The sequence below is a fragment of the Robertmurraya sp. GLU-23 genome, from assembly GCF_052983275.1.
The window spans coordinates 25,733-42,440 of sequence record NZ_JBRKCV010000022.1 but is presented as its reverse complement, the minus strand read 5'-3'; the positions used below and the strand labels follow the sequence as shown (position 1 = coordinate 42,440).

11 protein-coding genes are annotated in these 16,708 nt (G+C 40.0%); all 11 read left to right on the top strand.

Features of this window, described 5'->3' with window-relative positions:
• Positions 1-50 precede the first annotated feature (50 nt).
• The 11 genes from ACVBAX_RS22835 (at position 51) to ACVBAX_RS22785 (ending at position 16,666) form a co-directional block, all read left to right on the top strand.
• The gene (locus ACVBAX_RS22835) at positions 51-1,031 is read left to right on the top strand and encodes an ABC transporter permease (RefSeq protein WP_447119119.1); all 981 of its coding nucleotides are present in this window, start codon (positions 51-53) and stop codon (positions 1,029-1,031) included.
• A 19-nt stretch (positions 1,032-1,050) separates the two neighbouring features.
• Positions 1,051-1,932, top strand: a complete 882-nt coding sequence (locus ACVBAX_RS22830) for a carbohydrate ABC transporter permease (RefSeq protein WP_447119117.1) — start codon at positions 1,051-1,053, stop codon at positions 1,930-1,932.
• A gap of 61 nt (positions 1,933-1,993) precedes the next feature.
• Positions 1,994-3,598, top strand: a complete 1,605-nt coding sequence (locus ACVBAX_RS22825; RefSeq protein WP_447119115.1) for an ABC transporter substrate-binding protein — start codon at positions 1,994-1,996, stop codon at positions 3,596-3,598.
• Between the two features lie 79 nt (positions 3,599-3,677).
• Positions 3,678-5,159, top strand: a complete 1,482-nt coding sequence (locus ACVBAX_RS22820) for a glycoside hydrolase family 32 protein (protein ID WP_447119113.1) — start codon at positions 3,678-3,680, stop codon at positions 5,157-5,159.
• 46 nt (positions 5,160-5,205) lie between these two features.
• Complete coding sequence (locus ACVBAX_RS22815) at positions 5,206-6,201, top strand: carbohydrate kinase family protein (protein WP_447119111.1); 996 nt, start codon at positions 5,206-5,208, stop codon at positions 6,199-6,201.
• A 13-nt stretch (positions 6,202-6,214) separates the two neighbouring features.
• On the top strand, positions 6,215-9,997 hold the full coding sequence (locus ACVBAX_RS22810; protein ID WP_447119109.1) for a GH32 C-terminal domain-containing protein: 3,783 nt from the start codon (positions 6,215-6,217) through the stop codon (positions 9,995-9,997).
• 173 nt (positions 9,998-10,170) lie between these two features.
• Entirely contained in the window at positions 10,171-11,190 is a 1,020-nt protein-coding gene (locus ACVBAX_RS22805; RefSeq protein WP_391558504.1) for a LacI family DNA-binding transcriptional regulator, read from the top strand.
• A gap of 140 nt (positions 11,191-11,330) precedes the next feature.
• Positions 11,331-13,430, top strand: a complete 2,100-nt coding sequence (locus ACVBAX_RS22800; protein ID WP_447119107.1) for an amylo-alpha-1,6-glucosidase — start codon at positions 11,331-11,333, stop codon at positions 13,428-13,430.
• Positions 13,431-13,506: 76 nt separating this feature from the next.
• Positions 13,507-14,772 carry an ABC transporter substrate-binding protein gene (locus tag ACVBAX_RS22795; RefSeq protein WP_430777010.1) on the top strand — a complete coding sequence of 422 codons (1,266 nt, stop codon included), beginning with the start codon at positions 13,507-13,509 and terminating at the stop codon, positions 14,770-14,772.
• A gap of 152 nt (positions 14,773-14,924) precedes the next feature.
• Complete coding sequence (locus tag ACVBAX_RS22790) at positions 14,925-15,824, top strand: carbohydrate ABC transporter permease (protein WP_447119104.1); 900 nt, start codon at positions 14,925-14,927, stop codon at positions 15,822-15,824.
• A gap of 17 nt (positions 15,825-15,841) precedes the next feature.
• Positions 15,842-16,666: a carbohydrate ABC transporter permease gene (locus tag ACVBAX_RS22785; protein ID WP_430777012.1), complete on the top strand. Its 825-nt coding sequence runs from the start codon at positions 15,842-15,844 to the stop codon at positions 16,664-16,666.
• The last annotated feature ends 42 nt before the right edge of the window (positions 16,667-16,708 follow it).

The following is a 16,708-nucleotide window of genomic DNA, read 5'->3' as shown; positions in this document are numbered from 1 at the left end:
GTTAAAACAAGAAAGACAGCTAGTAGAAAACTAGATTGGAGGTTACGAAAATGCAGGAATTAATAAAGGCTGAAGCAGGCAAAGATGCTGCGATCCCGAATCAGGCGAAAAAAAGGGTGACGAACCTAAGCAAAAAATTACGTTATATCCGAGAAAACTATTTTCTCTATTTGTTAATTGCGCCCGCTATTATTCTCACTATCGTTTTTAAATATATTCCTATGTACGGTGCAATTATTGCCTTTAAGGATTTTAGTACGATCAAAGGAATACTTGGGAGCGAATGGGTAGGATTGGAAAACTTTACAAAGTTTTTGTCTTCACCAAACTTCGGAACGATTTTTATGAGCACACTGAAACTCAGCTTTTACGGGCTAATCCTTGGGTTCCCAATACCCATCATTCTTGCACTTATGTTGAATCAAGTACGACGGGCAGCTATTAAAAAGAATGTTCAGCTAGTCCTGTACGCACCAAACTTTATCTCTGTCGTTGTTATCGTAGGGATGCTTTTTATCTTTTTATCACCAACGGGTCCTATCAATCAGGTGGTCACGATGCTGACAGGTGAGCCGATTGGGTTCTTATCTGACCCCGATTATTTTAGAAGTATCTATATCCTATCTGGAATCTGGCAAGCAGCCGGCTGGTCATCCATTATTTATGTAGCGGCTTTAGCGAATGTGGATCCTGAATTGCATAATGCCGCTACTTTGGATGGAGCCAATATTATACAAAGAATGATTCATATCGATTTGCCAACCTTAAAACCATTGATGGCTGTAACGTTCATCTTAGGTGCAGGGGGAATCATGGCGATTGGATTTGAAAAAGCGTATTTGATGCAAACATCGATGAACCTACCAACTTCTGAAATTCTTCCAACCTATGTTTACAAAGTGGGTTTACAAGCAGGCGATTATGCTTACTCAGCAGCAGTTGGGCTATTTAACTCAGTTATTAACGTGATCCTTCTAGTCGTCGTGAACTATATCGTGAAGAAGTTGAACGAAGGAGAAGGACTATATTGATCAGAAAGGAGTTTGACCAATGAATATCAAGTATACGCGGATGGACCGGATGATATTATCTTTAAACAATATCTTTCTCTTTCTAGCAGTGTTAGTCGTATTGGTTCCTTTAGTGTATGTGGTACTAGCCTCATTTATGGATCCAACCGTTCTATTAAATAAAGGAATTTCTTTTAATCTCTCGGATTGGAGTTTGAAAGGTTATAAGCTTATTCTTGGAAATGATGCCATGCTAAAAGGCTTTATCAATTCAGTTCTGTATTCGGTTGGCTTTGCGGTTGTTACCGTTGTGGTGTCACTGTTTGCAGCCTATCCACTTTCCGTTAACGGATTTGTCGGAAAAAACTTCTTTATGACGATGTTTATCATCACGATGTTTTTTAGCGGTGGATTGATACCAACCTACCTGCTTGTAAAAGACTTAGGGATGTTAAATACGATTTGGGCGATCATTCTTCCAGGTGCCATCAATGTGTGGAATATCATTCTTGCAAGAACGTATTTCAAAGCTATTCCATACGAGCTGCATGAAGCAGCGAAGGTAGATGGGGCTTCTGATTTACTTATCTTCTTTAAAATTGTATTGCCACTATCCAAACCGATTATTTTCGTTTTAGCCATGTATGCATTCGTCGGACAGTGGAATTCGTACTTTGATGCAATGATTTATCTGGATGATCCAAACCTTCATCCATTACAGCTTGTGTTACGTTCGATTCTGATTCAAAACTCAACAGATCCTGGTATGATAAGTGATCAGTTGGCGATGGCTGAGCTGAAAAAACTGTCAGAAATGATTAAATACTCATCGATTGTCATTTCGAGTCTACCTCTTATCGTGATGTATCCATTCTTCCAAAAGTACTTTGAAAAAGGTGTTATGGTCGGTTCATTAAAATAATGAGCCACTAACTATAAAGAATAATGAAAATGCTTACAAATATTTTTAGGAGGTCAATTTTATGAAAAAAGGAAAAAAGATTGCTGCTGCTACCTTAGCTACCTTATTACTAGCTTCTGGCTGTAGCAATAAAGGCAGTGAAACCGCATCAAAAGAGTATAACTTAGAGGATGTAAGCTTCCCACTTGAAGAAAAGGTCACACTAAGCTTTATGACGCAAAGCTCACCACTTGCTCCAAAGGATCCGAATGAGAAATTAATTTATCAACGTCTTGAAGAAGAAACAGGTGTCAATATCAAGTGGAAAAACTACACGTCCGATGTGTTTGTCGAAAAAAGAAATCTTGCGATGGCGAGTGGAGATTTACCAGATGCTATCATTGACGCAGGATATGGAGACTATGATCTTTTAAAACTAGCAAAAGACGGTGCCATTGTACCGGTTGAAGACTTAATTGAGAAGTATATGCCAAATTTGCAAAAGGTACTTGAGGCTGCACCTGAGTACAAATCAATGATGACAGCTCCCGATGGTCATATTTATTCTTTTCCTTGGATTGAAGAGCTTGGTTCTGGAAAAGAAAGCATTCACTCTGTAGATGACCTCCCATGGATTAACGTGGAATGGCTAAACAAATTAGGGCTAGAAATGCCAACCACAACAGAAGAGTTAAAAGAAGTATTAATTGCTTTTAAAACACAGGACCCGAATGGAAATGGAAAAGCAGATGAAATTCCGATGTCATTTATTAATAAGCCAGGTGGGGAAGACTTAGCTTTCTTGTTTGGATCTTTCGGCCTTGGTGAGAACTGGGATCACACGGTTGTAACAAACGATGGAGAAGTGACCTTCACTGCTTCCGATGAGGGATATAAGGAAGGAATCAAATTCCTAAATGAATTATACGCAGAAGGGTTAATTGATATTGAAGCATTTGAACAAGATTGGAATACGTACATCGCCAAAGGAAAAGACAATCGCTACGGTCTTTACTTTACATGGGATAAGGCAAATATCACAGGTATGAACGATAAATACGATGTGATGAAACCACTTGCTGGTCCAGATGGGAATGTGAACGTGGCAAGAACAAATGGTATGGGCTTTGACCGCGGAAGAATGGTGATTACGAGTGCCAATAAAAATCTTGAATTAACAGCCAAGTGGATTGATGAGCTTTATGATCCGATTCAGTCTGTACAAAATAACTGGGGAACATACGGAGATGATAAGCAACAGAACATCTTTGAGTACGACGAAGCAGCGAATATGCTGAAGCATTTACCTTTAGAAGGTACGGCACCAGTAGAGTTAAGACAAAAGACAAATATCGGAGGACCGTTAGCGATCCTTGATGAGTACTACGGTACGGTAACAACAAAGCCAGATGATGCTGCATGGAGATTAGGTTTGTTGAAGGACGTGATGGTTCCGCATATGCAAGCAGAAAATATTTATCCAAGAGTGTTCTTCTCAATTGAAGACCTGGATCGTCTAACGGCAATTGAAACGGACCTGTTCGCTTTCGTCATGAGAAAACGGGCAGAGTGGATTCAAAACGGAAAAGTGGAAAAAGAATGGGATAGCTACTTAAAAGAGCTTGACCGACTAGGCTTACAAGATTGGCTAGAAATTAAGCAAGCAGGTTATGACAGAAATCAGTAATGTGCTGAGTATAGGAGCGAGGCTGTAACCTTTTACAGCCTTCTTCTACTTATATTTATAAAAAAGGAGCGGAAAAAGCATGATTAAAACACGATATAAAGAAAAACATCGACCTCAATATCATTATTCCCCTGAAGAAAAGTGGATGAATGACCCAAATGGAATGGTGTTCTTTGAAGGAGAATACCATTTGTTCTATCAACATCATCCATTTGGCACTACTTGGGGACCGATGCACTGGGGGCATGCAGTGAGTAAAAATTTGGTTCATTGGGAGCAGCTTCCCATTGCGTTGCATCCGGATGAGCATGGCACGATTTTTTCTGGAAGTGCAGTGGTCGATTGGAATGATACAACGGGCTTTTTTAATGGAAAAGCAGGATTAGTAGCTATATATACTAGCCATGGTATATATCCGGATTCTGAGAGACCAAGACAACGCCAAAGCCTGGCATACAGCAAAGATAACGGACGAACATGGATAAAATATGAAGGAAATCCTGTACTTTCAGACGAGGAGATTACTGATTACCGAGATCCAAAGGTATTTTGGCATCCGGAGTCCAACAAATGGGTGATGATTTTAGCAACTGGTCAAACAGTCACCCTTTATACTTCTTGTAATTTAATAGAGTGGGAGTTTGCTAGTGAGTTTGGCCATCAAGCAGGGTCCCATGATGGAGTGTGGGAATGCCCGGATTTATTTGAACTGCCTGTAGATGGTGACGAAAGCAATAAGCGATGGGTCATGCTTGTTAGCATCGGCGATAATCCAGCATTTCCAGAAGGATCTCGAACACAATATTTCATTGGGCAATTTGATGGAAGGACATTCGTGAATGAACATAGTGATGATACGACACTTTGGCTAGATTTTGGCAGAGATAACTATGCTGGGGTGAGCTGGTCGGATGTACCTGAGGATGATGGTAGAAGAATTTATATCGGCTGGATGAGCAATTGGCGGTATGCAAACTTACTCCCAACCGAGGGGTGGCGTAGTGCGATGACATTGCCTAGAGAACTTTTCCTCACTACTACTGAGGAGGGAGTTCGGGTGGTGCAGAAGGTTGTATCAGAAATTCACACATTACGAAATGAGAGTGAAGTCATTCAAGAAGTTTCCCTTGAACCCAAAAGTCCCTTTCATTGTGATCTGCTTAGTAGCTTAATGGAAGTAAATATTTCCTTTGAAAAAAGTGATTCTACTTCTTTTGGAGTGATCTTTGAAAATTCGATTCAGGAAAAAGTCATCATTCAGTATGATACGGTAGTCGAAAAGCTGACGGTTGACCGGGTGAATGCAGGAATCAATCATTTCTCTGACTCCTTTGCTGCGATACAGGAGGCAATCGTAAAAACAGAGAACAACCAACTACACTTACAAATTTGGCTAGACACATCTTCCGTAGAGGTATTTGCCAATGATGGAAAGGCTGTTTGCACAAGCCTGATCTATCCGAACCAACCATATAACAAGATGGTCATCTTTTCAAAGGATGGAATCACCAATATCTCTTCTGTAGAACTTACTGAGCTTTCCTCTATTTGGGAGAAATGATCGAAATCGAAACTTAGAGAATGTTGAAAAGGTAGGTTGATGATGAATGACAACCAATTCATCGGTGTTTTGTATCGGGGAATTATTGATTGATTTTTTCTGTACAGATGTGGGTGTGAACTTAATTGATGGAAAACATTTCGAAAAACAGGCTGGTGGTGCACCGGCTAATGTTTGTGCAGCGATCGTGAAGTTAGGGGGGAAAGCGCAGTTTTCTGGCAAAGTTGGAAATGATCCGTTTGGATATTTTTTAAAGCAAACATTAGAGAATTGCCATGTAGATACCTCCTTACTATTATTCGATCAAGCTCATCCTACGACACAGGCGTTTGTCTCCTTGAAGGTTGATGGGGAAAGAGATTTTATTTTCAACCGAGGAGCAGATGCGTTTGTAACAGAGGACGAATTGGATAAAGAGAGAATCATGAAAAGTCAAATTCTTCACTTCGGTTCGGCAACTGCCCTGTTAACTGAACCATTTCGATCTACGTATATAGGTCTGATGAGGGACGCAAAGGAAAGAGGAAAGTTTCTATCGTTTGATCCAAACTATAGGTCCTCTTTATGGAGAGGTAGAGTGGATGATTTTAAGGAGTGGTCAAAGTTAGGAATGTCTATCGCTGACTTTGTAAAAGTGAGTGAGGAAGAATTAAGAATTCTCTCAGGGCTGGACGATGTAAAGGAAGGAATTACGGCTTTGCATCAAATGGGAGCGAGAGTTTTGGCAGTCACCTTAGGGGCAAAGGGAACCCTGATCTCCAATGGGCAAAAGTGTGAGTTGGTTCCTAGCATAAAAGTCACTTCCATTGATTCAACAGGAGCGGGAGATGCTTTTGTGGGAGCCACTCTCTGTCAGTTGTCTAGTATAGAGAATCCTAAACAGGTTTTAGAAGACTTTGAACAATTTAAACATGTGATTTCTTTTAGCAATATTGTTGGTGCATTGGTTTGTACCAAGGTCGGAGCGATATCAGCCTTGCCGGCCGAGGACGAAGTGAAGGGTCTGATGGGTGAGAACCGGAAAAAATTCATTTATTTGTAAGAGAGGGGAAAGGATGAAACCAACTTTCATAAAAAAGGCTTCTGTATTTTTTGTAGCTGTACTACTTGCTTCCTTAGTAGGAACTTTTACTATTCACCCTACGGCAGGATGGGCAACCGAATCGAAGGAGGGTGCAACCATTTTAGAAAGTGGATTACAAGCAAATACGAATCTAACAGGCTGGCAAGTGAAAGGGAAAGGGTCATTAGAAGACACACAGCAGGGATTATTGCTGACCTCAGAACCCAATGAGAATGTAATGGCCATCTCAAGTGTTACTTCTCAAGATTTTATTTATGAAGCAGATATAAAAGTTATTGATATGAACGCAGATGCGACGTTAGTGTTTCGTTCCAATGAAGATGGTTGGGACTCCTATATGCTCCAAATTGTGCCGAATGCAGGAATGATTCGACTCCGGGATGCACGTGACGAAACGAGATTAAAAGAAGAATATCCAGTCACGCTTCAAGAGGGGGGAATCTATCATCTGAAGGTGAAGGTGGTAGAAGACAATATCAAGGTCTATTGGGGTAATAAATATGAGCCCGTTATTGATGTAAACAATATCACCTATGAGAAGGGTTTACTTGGACTGAACGTCTGGGATGGTTCTGCATTGTTTCAAAATGTAAAGATTAGTGAGCTTTCTACTAATCTAGGTTCGCCTCTAGTTAAGGAAGGAACTTGGGAACCTTCCATTCAAGGGTTAAAAGGAAGTGCTGTTGATGGTATAAAAGCCAAAACTATTTTTCATACGAGTGAAAGTGACTTTGCTCTTGAAGGAAATATTTCTTTTGATGAGCAACAATCAGAAGCAGCACTCGCCTTTCGAACAAATGAACAAGGAACAGAGGGATATGAGGCTGTACTAATTAAGGCAGGAAACATGGTTAAAGCACAAATGAAGAAGATCGATGGTACAATTCTGAAAACCTCTGAAATGGCGTATCCTTCCCAAGAAGGTAGCAAACATCATCTAGAGGTTATTGCAAACGGCGATCAAATCGAGCTGTATGTGGATGGTTATTCAGAAGCAGCTGTAACGATTTCAGATAAAAACTATTCAACTGGATTGCTAGGATTCACGGTAACCTCTGGATCTGCTGCCTTCCAGGATGTGTATATGGTTCCAACCACAAGCTATTATAAAGAAAAATATCGTCCTGATTATCATTATACTCCAGCTCGTGGCTCTGTTAGTGACCCGAACGGGCTTGTTTATTACGAAGGTGAATATCATTTATTCCACCAAGATGGAGGGACCTGGGCTCATGCTGTAAGTACGGATTTGGTAAATTGGAAACGACTTCCTATTGCGCTACCGTGGAATGATCACGGTCATGTTTGGTCAGGTTCAGCTATTGCGGATATGAATAATGCTTCTGGTCTTTTTACTCATACGGGTGGAAAAGGGCTAATTGCTTATTACACTTCGTTTAATCCGGATGGATGGAATGGCAACCAACGAATTGGTCTAGCATATAGCACGGATCAGGGACGAACTTGGAAATATTCAACGGAACACCCGATTGTGATTGAAAATCCAGGTAAGAATGGGGACGACCCGGGTGGCTGGGACTTCCGTGATCCGAAGGTGGTACGGGATGAGGCCAATAATCGGTGGGTGATGGTTGTATCAGGAGGAGATCATATTCGTTTCTTTACGTCCACCAATTTAATAGATTGGACACTTACGGATAATTTCGGATATGGAGATTACGTTCGTGGGGGCGTGTGGGAATGCCCTGATCTGTTTGAGCTTCAGGTAGACGGGACAGGAGAGAAAAAGTGGGTTCTCATGATTAGCACGGGAGCAAATCCAAAGACGCAAGGCTCTGATGCAGAGTATTTTATCGGGCATTTAACGGCTGATGGGAAATTCGTCAATGACAATGCGACAGGAAAAGTGCTAAAAACAGATTACGGGAAAGAGTTTTACGCATCCATGTCCTTTGCCAATATGCCAGATAACCGTCGTGTGATGATGGCATGGATGACAAACTGGGATTATCCATTTGCTTTTCCAACGACCAATTGGAAGGGTGAGTTGTCGATTCCGAGGGAAGTCAGACTGGTGAAAACGGAGGAAGGAATCAGACTCGCACAAGCTCCGATTAAGGAACTGCAGTCCATTCGAAACACTATCTTTGAATCGCAGAACAAAGTTATCCATCCAACCAATGCTTCGAACCTGCTAAAAGGACTTTCTTCGGGAGCATTTGAGATTGAAGCGGAAATTGAAATACCATCTAATAGCCCTACAACCGAATTTGGTTTTCAAGTTCGCGAAGGTGCGGAGGAAAAAACAGCTGTAGGATACAAAACAGCGAAAAATCAAATATTTGTTAATCGTGCAGAATCAGGAGAGACGGATTTCTCTAGCTCTTTTTCTACTTTACATGAAGCACCATTAAAGCCAGAAAATGAGCGCATCAAACTGAATATTTTTGTAGATGATTCATCCATTGAAGTATTTGCAAATGATGGAAAAGTTGTTTTTTCTGATGTTATTTTTCCCGATCCATCCAGTCGTAGCATGAGCTTTTACACGAAGGGTGGAGAAGTGAATATACGCTCCTTAAAAGTCCATTCTCTTGCTAACGCTTGGACGGAAGGCAATACCGAGACTACAAAAATTGTCATGGATACGAAACAAAGAGAGATGAGCAAGGGTGATGAACTTACTTTATTCGCATCCATGGATAATGGAAAAGGAAAAGGTGTGCATCCAATTAAATGGAAATCTAGCAACCCGAATATAGTAAAGATTGCCTCCTCAACTAACTCGAAGGCAGTACTTAAAGCTGGTGGGAAAGGAGAAGCGGTTATTACCGCCTTTACCCCAAATGGAAAAACTTCTGAAAGTGTTGTCGTGAAGGTATTTGAAGGGGAGTTTTATACGAATCTTTCAGGATGGAAGTCAGATATCTCTGCTGCCAAATGGACCGTCACAGAAAACGGTATTCGTGGGACATATACAAGTGATGCCAATTATGTCGCTAGTGAATCGGCTGGAGACTTTACGTATGAAGCTGATATGATGCTGGGTGAATCAGGTGGAGCGGGGTCCATTTTGTTCAGGGCTAGTGAAGACGGAAGAAGCGGATACTACTTCAATCTAGATCCGAATATGAAAGCTTTTCGTCTGTTTTACAAAATAGATGGTCGCTTTGAAGATCGGATGGTTATAGGGAAAGTACCTGCTTTTATACAACCTGGAAAAACGTATAAGGTAAAAATTGAAGCAAAAGGCCCTCATATTGTGATCACAGTAGATGGACAAAAAATCATAGATATAATGGATGGCACCTTTGCAGAAGGACATTTTGGGGTCAATGTATTCGGAGGTCAAGCCTCTTATCAGAATGTGAAAGTTAGCCAAATGACAGAGGCAAACTTAATGAAAACAAGCTTTACAAATCAAGCAACAGGTCAAGCAATTTATACGGCAACGTCAATAAATGGAGAGCCAGTGACTGTATCCGACTCAGATAATGCAACCAATTGGACGTTGGTTCCGACTGGTGATGAGTATGGTTCGTATTCGATCCGAACCGAGGGTGGCAAAGCACTTGATTATGATACAGGCCAAAATAAAATACAGCTATACGATTATCTTGGCTATCATAATCAACGTTGGATTCTTTCAAACAATGATAACGGAACATGGAGAATTACTTCTGTTCATAACGGAAAGGCAATTGAAATATCAAAAGACGGACGTTTGACCCTCAATGATTGGAACCCTGTAGAAGAGGGGCAGCAGTGGATCAGTTCTACTGGGATAAAGTAATAAAATAAGTTGTATATGAAAACCGACCTCTTTTCGTAAAAAAGGTCGGTTTTTGTTGGTTCATATTTGTTTAGTTTTGATGTCTAAAAGAATTTATAAAAAAACATTGAAAACGGTTGCGTAATTTAGTATTCTACATGTACAGATATTTCCGAAACGTTTTGGGGGATTATATGGCTACAACAATTAAAGATATAGCAAAAGCAGCTGGAGTATCTGTGACTACAGTTTCCAGAGCATTAAATGGTTATTCAGATGTTAGTGAGAAAACAAGGAAAAAGATTATGACTCTTGCAAAGGAGCTAAATTACAGTCCTAATACTCTCGCAAGAGGACTTGTAATGAATGTCTCTAAAACAATTGGTTTATTAGTATCCGGTTTGAACCGGGAAAGTGAAAAGGACCAAATTATTTTTTCTATCCTATCAGGAATCAACTCGTCTGCGTCAGAGAGTGACTATGATTTAGTGGTCTTTAACACGAATTCTTCCAAGCAACGTGAAAAGACGTACACTCAACTTTGCAGAGAACGAAGGGTAGATGGAGTCATCATTCAAGGAATTAAAACAGATGATCCGTATCTGTTAGAAGTTGTTGAAAGTGATATTCCCTGTGTGTTGATTGATATTCCTGTTCACTCCGATAATGTTGGTTACGTCACAACTGATAATGTGGCAGGAGCTAAAAAAGCAGTTGAGCATCTGATCGAGCTTGGACATCGAAATATTGCTATGATTAATGGGCACAGTAAAGCTTTTGTTAGCAAAAAACGCTTAGAAGGCTATAAAACGGCATTAGAGGAGTCCAATATACCAGTGAAGCAAGAGTGGATTTATGATGGTAAATTTGAAGAATATTCAGCTTCAGTCGTAGCGAAGGAACTTCTAATAAAACATCCAGATATTAGTGCTATTTTTTGTGCAAGTGATTTAATGGCATTAGGTGTTATTACATCTGCGAAAGAATTGGGATTGCGAGTACCAGAAGATGTTTCAATTGTAGGATACGATGATATCTTACTTGCTTCCTATGCGACACCACCTTTAACGACGATTTCACAAAATTTTTATCAGTTAGGTTTCCAAGCAGGTCAGCTATTAACTAATATGCTTGATGGGAAAACGGAACCACAGGTCATAACGCTAGGAACGAAATTAGTTGTAAGAGGGTCAACCACAACAAAAAGCTTCTAGGGGATGGAGTTTTTTGTTCCCTATTTCCCGAAACGTTTAAGTAACTTTTTTAGTTTTTTCCCGAAACGTTTCGGAAAAAATATTTCTATACAAAATCCGAAACGTTTTGGATAAATGATGAACATCATAAGGAGGTCAACATGGATTACCGAGTGATAAAAGAGGACGATTTATTTTTACTAACAGATGAAAAAGGTGATATTCCAGTCGATCACATGTATGGATTAGGACTGTATACGAAGGACACTCGTTTTCTTAGTAAGCTAAAGTTATTTATCAATGGAGAAGAGCCCATCCTTCTAGCATCAGAGGCAGCGGAAAATTATTTAGCCAAAATCATGTTAACCAACCCACATATAGAAAAAGACGGGGAACTCATCCTGTGGAGAGAATCTGTAGAAATTGAAAGAACTCGCTTCATTTCTAATGGTAGTCTTTATGAAACGATTCGTCTGAAAAATTATTTTCCTAAATCCATAGATTTCGATTTATCAGTCGAACTGGATGTTGATTTCAAAGATATGTTTATTGTGAGAGGTTTTCAATCAGGTAAGGTGGGAAAACGGATTGGCCAGAAAGTGGAAGATCATTCAATGACTTTTTCTTATATTGGAGCAGATGACGTTGAACGCCACACAAAGGTTACCTGGGACAAAACAGCAAAGGAAATTGATCAAGCTGGGCGTGTAACCTTCCACTTTAACCTAGAGCATGAACAAGAAGAAACAATACAATTAATTATTCGTCCAGAAGTGGGATCACCGTCTAATGAACAACTTCTTACAAAGGAAGAGGCATTGCGAAAGTTAAAAGATTCCTATCATAAGTGGGAAGAGGCTACGACTAAAGTAGAGACAGATTATGTACCCCTTCAAAAGTTAATTGATCGTGGCATCGGGGACCTTCGGGTTTTACTTACAGACTTAGGATATGGCTTATTTCCAGTAGCAGGCCTTCCTTGGTTCGGTGTTCCGTTTGGGCGTGATAGTTTAATTGCTGCCCTACAAATGCTCTCTTTTAACCCCGAGATAGCGAAAGGAACACTTCGGACCCTAGCAGACTATCAAGGTACAAAAGTAGATCCTTGGAGAGATGAGCAGCCAGGAAAAATCATGCATGAAATCCGCTTCGGGGAATTAGCGAACACCAACCAAATTCCATTTACTCCTTATTACGGGACCATTGATGCGACACCATTATTCCTCATTTTATTAACGGAATATGTGAACTGGACAGGAGATTTTGAGTTTGTAGAGGAAATGCAGGAAGTAATTGAAAACGCTTTAACTTGGATTGATGAGTATGGAGACAGAGATGGAGATCTATTCGTGGAATATCATCAAGAATCAAGTAAGGGGATTGCGAATCAAGGTTGGAAGGATTCTGGGGACTCCATCGTCCACCGGGACGGAGAGTATGCAAAAACACCCATTGCTCTTGCTGAAGTACAGGGCTATGTTTTCCAAGCAAAGATGGGAATAGCTAATCTTTATGAATCTACCGGTAAAGTCGATATTGCTGCCACTCTTCGGGAACAGGCGCAACAGCTAAAAATAAAGTTTGATCAAGAGTTTTGGATGGATGATGTAGGTTTCTACGCTATTGCTCTAGATGAGAATAAAAAGCAGGTTGGTACGATTACTTCCAACCCAGGACATGTGTTACAAACGGGAATGCTTAATGAAGAAAGAACAAAAGCAGTCGTAAATACACTCGTTTCCGCGAAATTGTTTTCAGGATATGGAATCCGTACAATGGGTGAGGGAGAAGCGGGTTATAACCCAATTAGCTATCATGATGGAAGTGTGTGGCCACATGATAACAGCATGATTCTCCTTGGTATGAGTAAAGCAGGTTATCAAGAACAAGCCAATAAGGTGATTGATGGGTTAATTTCAGCATCCATCTTCTTTGAATATGAGCGCTTGCCAGAGCTTTTCTGCGGGTACTCTGATTCAATTGGTAAACCAGTGAAATACCCAGTAGCTTGCTCTCCACAAGCATGGGCAGCAGGTACACCACTAGTATTTATACAAACGCTATTAGGTCTGTTTCCTGATGGCATTAATAAGGAGATTACTATTTCTCCTAAACTATTAAGCGGGATGAATATGCTAACGGCGAAGAACATTCGTGTAGGTGGAGGAACTCTATCTCTACAGGTTATGAGAAAACAGGATGAAGAATACGAGATTACTATATTGGAAAATTCATCAGGGTATCTAGCTGTCTGTAAATAGAAATGAATATTTACTTTTTGTCCCTTCAAGGGATCCCTTTTTATTAATAAAACCTAGATTGAAAGGAGATTTTAAAATGAAATCAAAAAAATGGCTTTCAGCACTTGGTGTTACTTCTTTATTATTGGCAGGAGTTTTATCTGGATGTAGTAGCGATGATGCTTCTAGTAAGGAAGGAAATGGATCTACAGAGGATGGAAAAAAAATAGAGGTCAGCCTTGCTGGTTGGGGTGGAAATCCAACGGAGGAAAAACTATTAAAGCAGACTCTTGATGATTTTGAAAAGAAACACCCAGATATTGATGTGAAGTACGAAGTGATTTCAGAGCAGTACATGGATGTGATGAAAACACGTTTAGTGGGTGGAGAGGCAGCAGATGTGTTCTATTTAGATGCCTTTGAAGCACCTGCCCTTATTGAAACAGGTGTCATTCAACCACTTGATGAGTTTATCACAGAAGATTTTGATGTCGAAGATTTTGAGAAACCATTAGCTGAAGCATTCGTTGTTGACGGGAAGACGTATGGTTTCCCAAAAGATTACTCTACTCTCGCCTTATTTTATAACAAAAAGATGCTCGCAGATGCAGGTGTGGAAGTTCCCAAAACGATGGAAGAATTCCGTGAAGCTGCTAAGAAGTTAACTAAAGACGGTGTATATGGATTCGGCGTTGCACCTGAATTAGCTCGTATGTATTGGTTAGCAGAGTCCCAAGGGGGAGAAGTGGTAAAGGATAACAAAGCGAACTTTGCTTCCTCTGATGTTGTTGAAGCCCTTCAGCCAATTATTGAAATGCATAACGTGGATAAAACAGCTGTGGAGCCAAAAGAAGTGGGAGTAAACTGGGGAGGAGAAATCTTCGGACAAGAAAAAGCAGCTATGGTTATTGAAGGGAACTGGGCCATTCCATTCCTTGCAGATACTTTCCCCGATGTAGAGTATGGAACAGCTGAGCTTCCAGCGGTGGATGGTGAGAAATCGACTATGGCATACTCAGTTGCTTACGTTATGAATGCTCAATCTGAGAAAAAAGAGGCTGCATGGAAGCTTATTTCTTACCTTACTGGTAAGGAAGGGATGAAGACTTGGACGAGTAAAGGATATGCTCTTCCAACACGTAAGTCTGTGGCTGCTGAGCTAGGCTATGATAAGGATGAACTTCGTACGGCTCTAGTTGCTGGTGCTTCTTATGCTACGGTTTGGTCAAAAGGTACCAATCTGCCAATTATTATGAACAACTTCAATAATCAATTCTTAAGTGCGTTCTTAGGTCAGGCTGATCTTGCTGATGCATTGAAAGAAGCAGAAAAACAAGCAAATAGTGAAATTGATGCTAAGTAAGTAAACCAGATTTCATAGAGGAAGGAGAGTCTTCCTTCCTCTACATTTAAAAGTCTGTAGAATTCGTTCTGTTTATGTGCACAAACATAGGTGGAACGAGTTCTGACAGCCAGAACATTCATTTTAAGAAGAAGAAAAGGAGTGGAGTGGGAATGACCAAGAAGTTTTCCAGAAAAGCTCTCCGCGAAATAGGACAGGGTTATACCTTTATGTTTCCTGCTTTAATTGTATTAGGACTTTTTATCATCGGGCCAATCTTTTATACTATTTTTCTATCATTTCATAAGGTTCAATTATTAGGAAATGCCACGTTTGATTTTGTTGCATTTGAAAATTTCACGAGAATCCTGGAGGATACTAGGGCAAAAATTGCACTTTGGAACACTTTTAAGTACGTTGTCATTGTTGTTCCATGCCAGACAATATTAGCGCTAGTATTAGCAGCAACATTAAACGCAGGATTAAAAGGTCAAACTTTCTTTCGAATTGTCTACTTTTTACCTACCCTTACATCATCTGCTGTACTTACTTTAATCTTTATGTGGATGTATAACAAAGATGGTTTAATCAATAATATCTTGGATTTCGTTGGTCTTCCTACCTATAATTTTTTAGGAGATCCTTCTATTGCGTTGAATGCAATTATGTTCATGAATATATGGTCTACTGCTCCATTTTTTATGGTGATATACTTAGCAGCCCTTCAGGATATTCCTGAATCGTTATATGAAGCAGCCAAACTAGATGGAGCCAATGTGTTCCAAAGGTTTTGGAACATTACCGTTCCAAATTTGAGACCTGTAACTTCCTTTGTAGTCATTATGGGTATCATCGGAACGTTTCAATTATTCGATCAATCGTATATCTTCTCCGCCGGCTCTGGTGGGCCAGACAATTCAACTTTAACCGTGGTACTTCTTGTGTACCAATATGCCTTTAAGACGCTGGGAACGATGGGATATGCAGCAGCACTAGCGTTCCTGTTGGCATTTGTTATTTTAGTAGCCACTTTGCTACAACGTAAATTTTCAAAAGAGGAATCACTATACTAAGAAAGGGAGGCAGGGGTATGAAGAAAAATAAGGTTGGAAAGACCATTTTATATATTATTTTAGGCCTTTATGCAATAACAACTCTAGTCCCGTTTTTGTGGGCACTATCTTCATCCTTTAAAACGCTACAAGAGATCGTTTCTGGATCGATGTCATTTATCCCGAAAAATTTTACTCTTGAAAATTATAAACAAATTTTTATTGAACAAGAGCATTTTCCAAGATGGATGTTTAATAGCTTGTTTATTGCTGGAGTGGGGACTTTCTTAAATTTAATTTTCAACTCAATGGCTGGATATGCACTTGCTCGTCTAACATTTCCAGGTAAAAAAGCATTGTTCATCATTATTTTAGGGGTACTTATGATTCCTGCACAAGTAACGATGATTCCAAACTATTTAATTTTAAAAGAATTAGGGTGGTTAAATTCTTACCAAGGAATGATTGTACCAGGCATGATTAATGCAACTTATATTTTTATGATGAGACAGTTCTTTATAAACTTTCCGAAAGAGCTGGAGGAAGCGGCTGAGATAGATGGCTTAGGTAAGTTCGGAACATTTTTTAGAGTGGTGTTGCCACTGGCAAAGCCAGCACTAGCTGCACAATCGATCTTTATTTTTATGGGGTTTTGGAACGATTTTATGAGACCTCTGATCGTGATAACTGATATTGAAATGTTTACCCTACCACTAGGCTTGAATACCTTTAAAGGACAATTCGTTAGCTATTGGAACTATATCATGGCTGCATCTATGGTATTTACCCTACCTGTATTATTGTTATATACTTTCTTTAACCGTTACTTTATTAAAGGCATTTCATTTACAGGTGGAAAATAACAATGAGGACGTTGATCCAGAGGGGTTAACGTCCGTTTTATT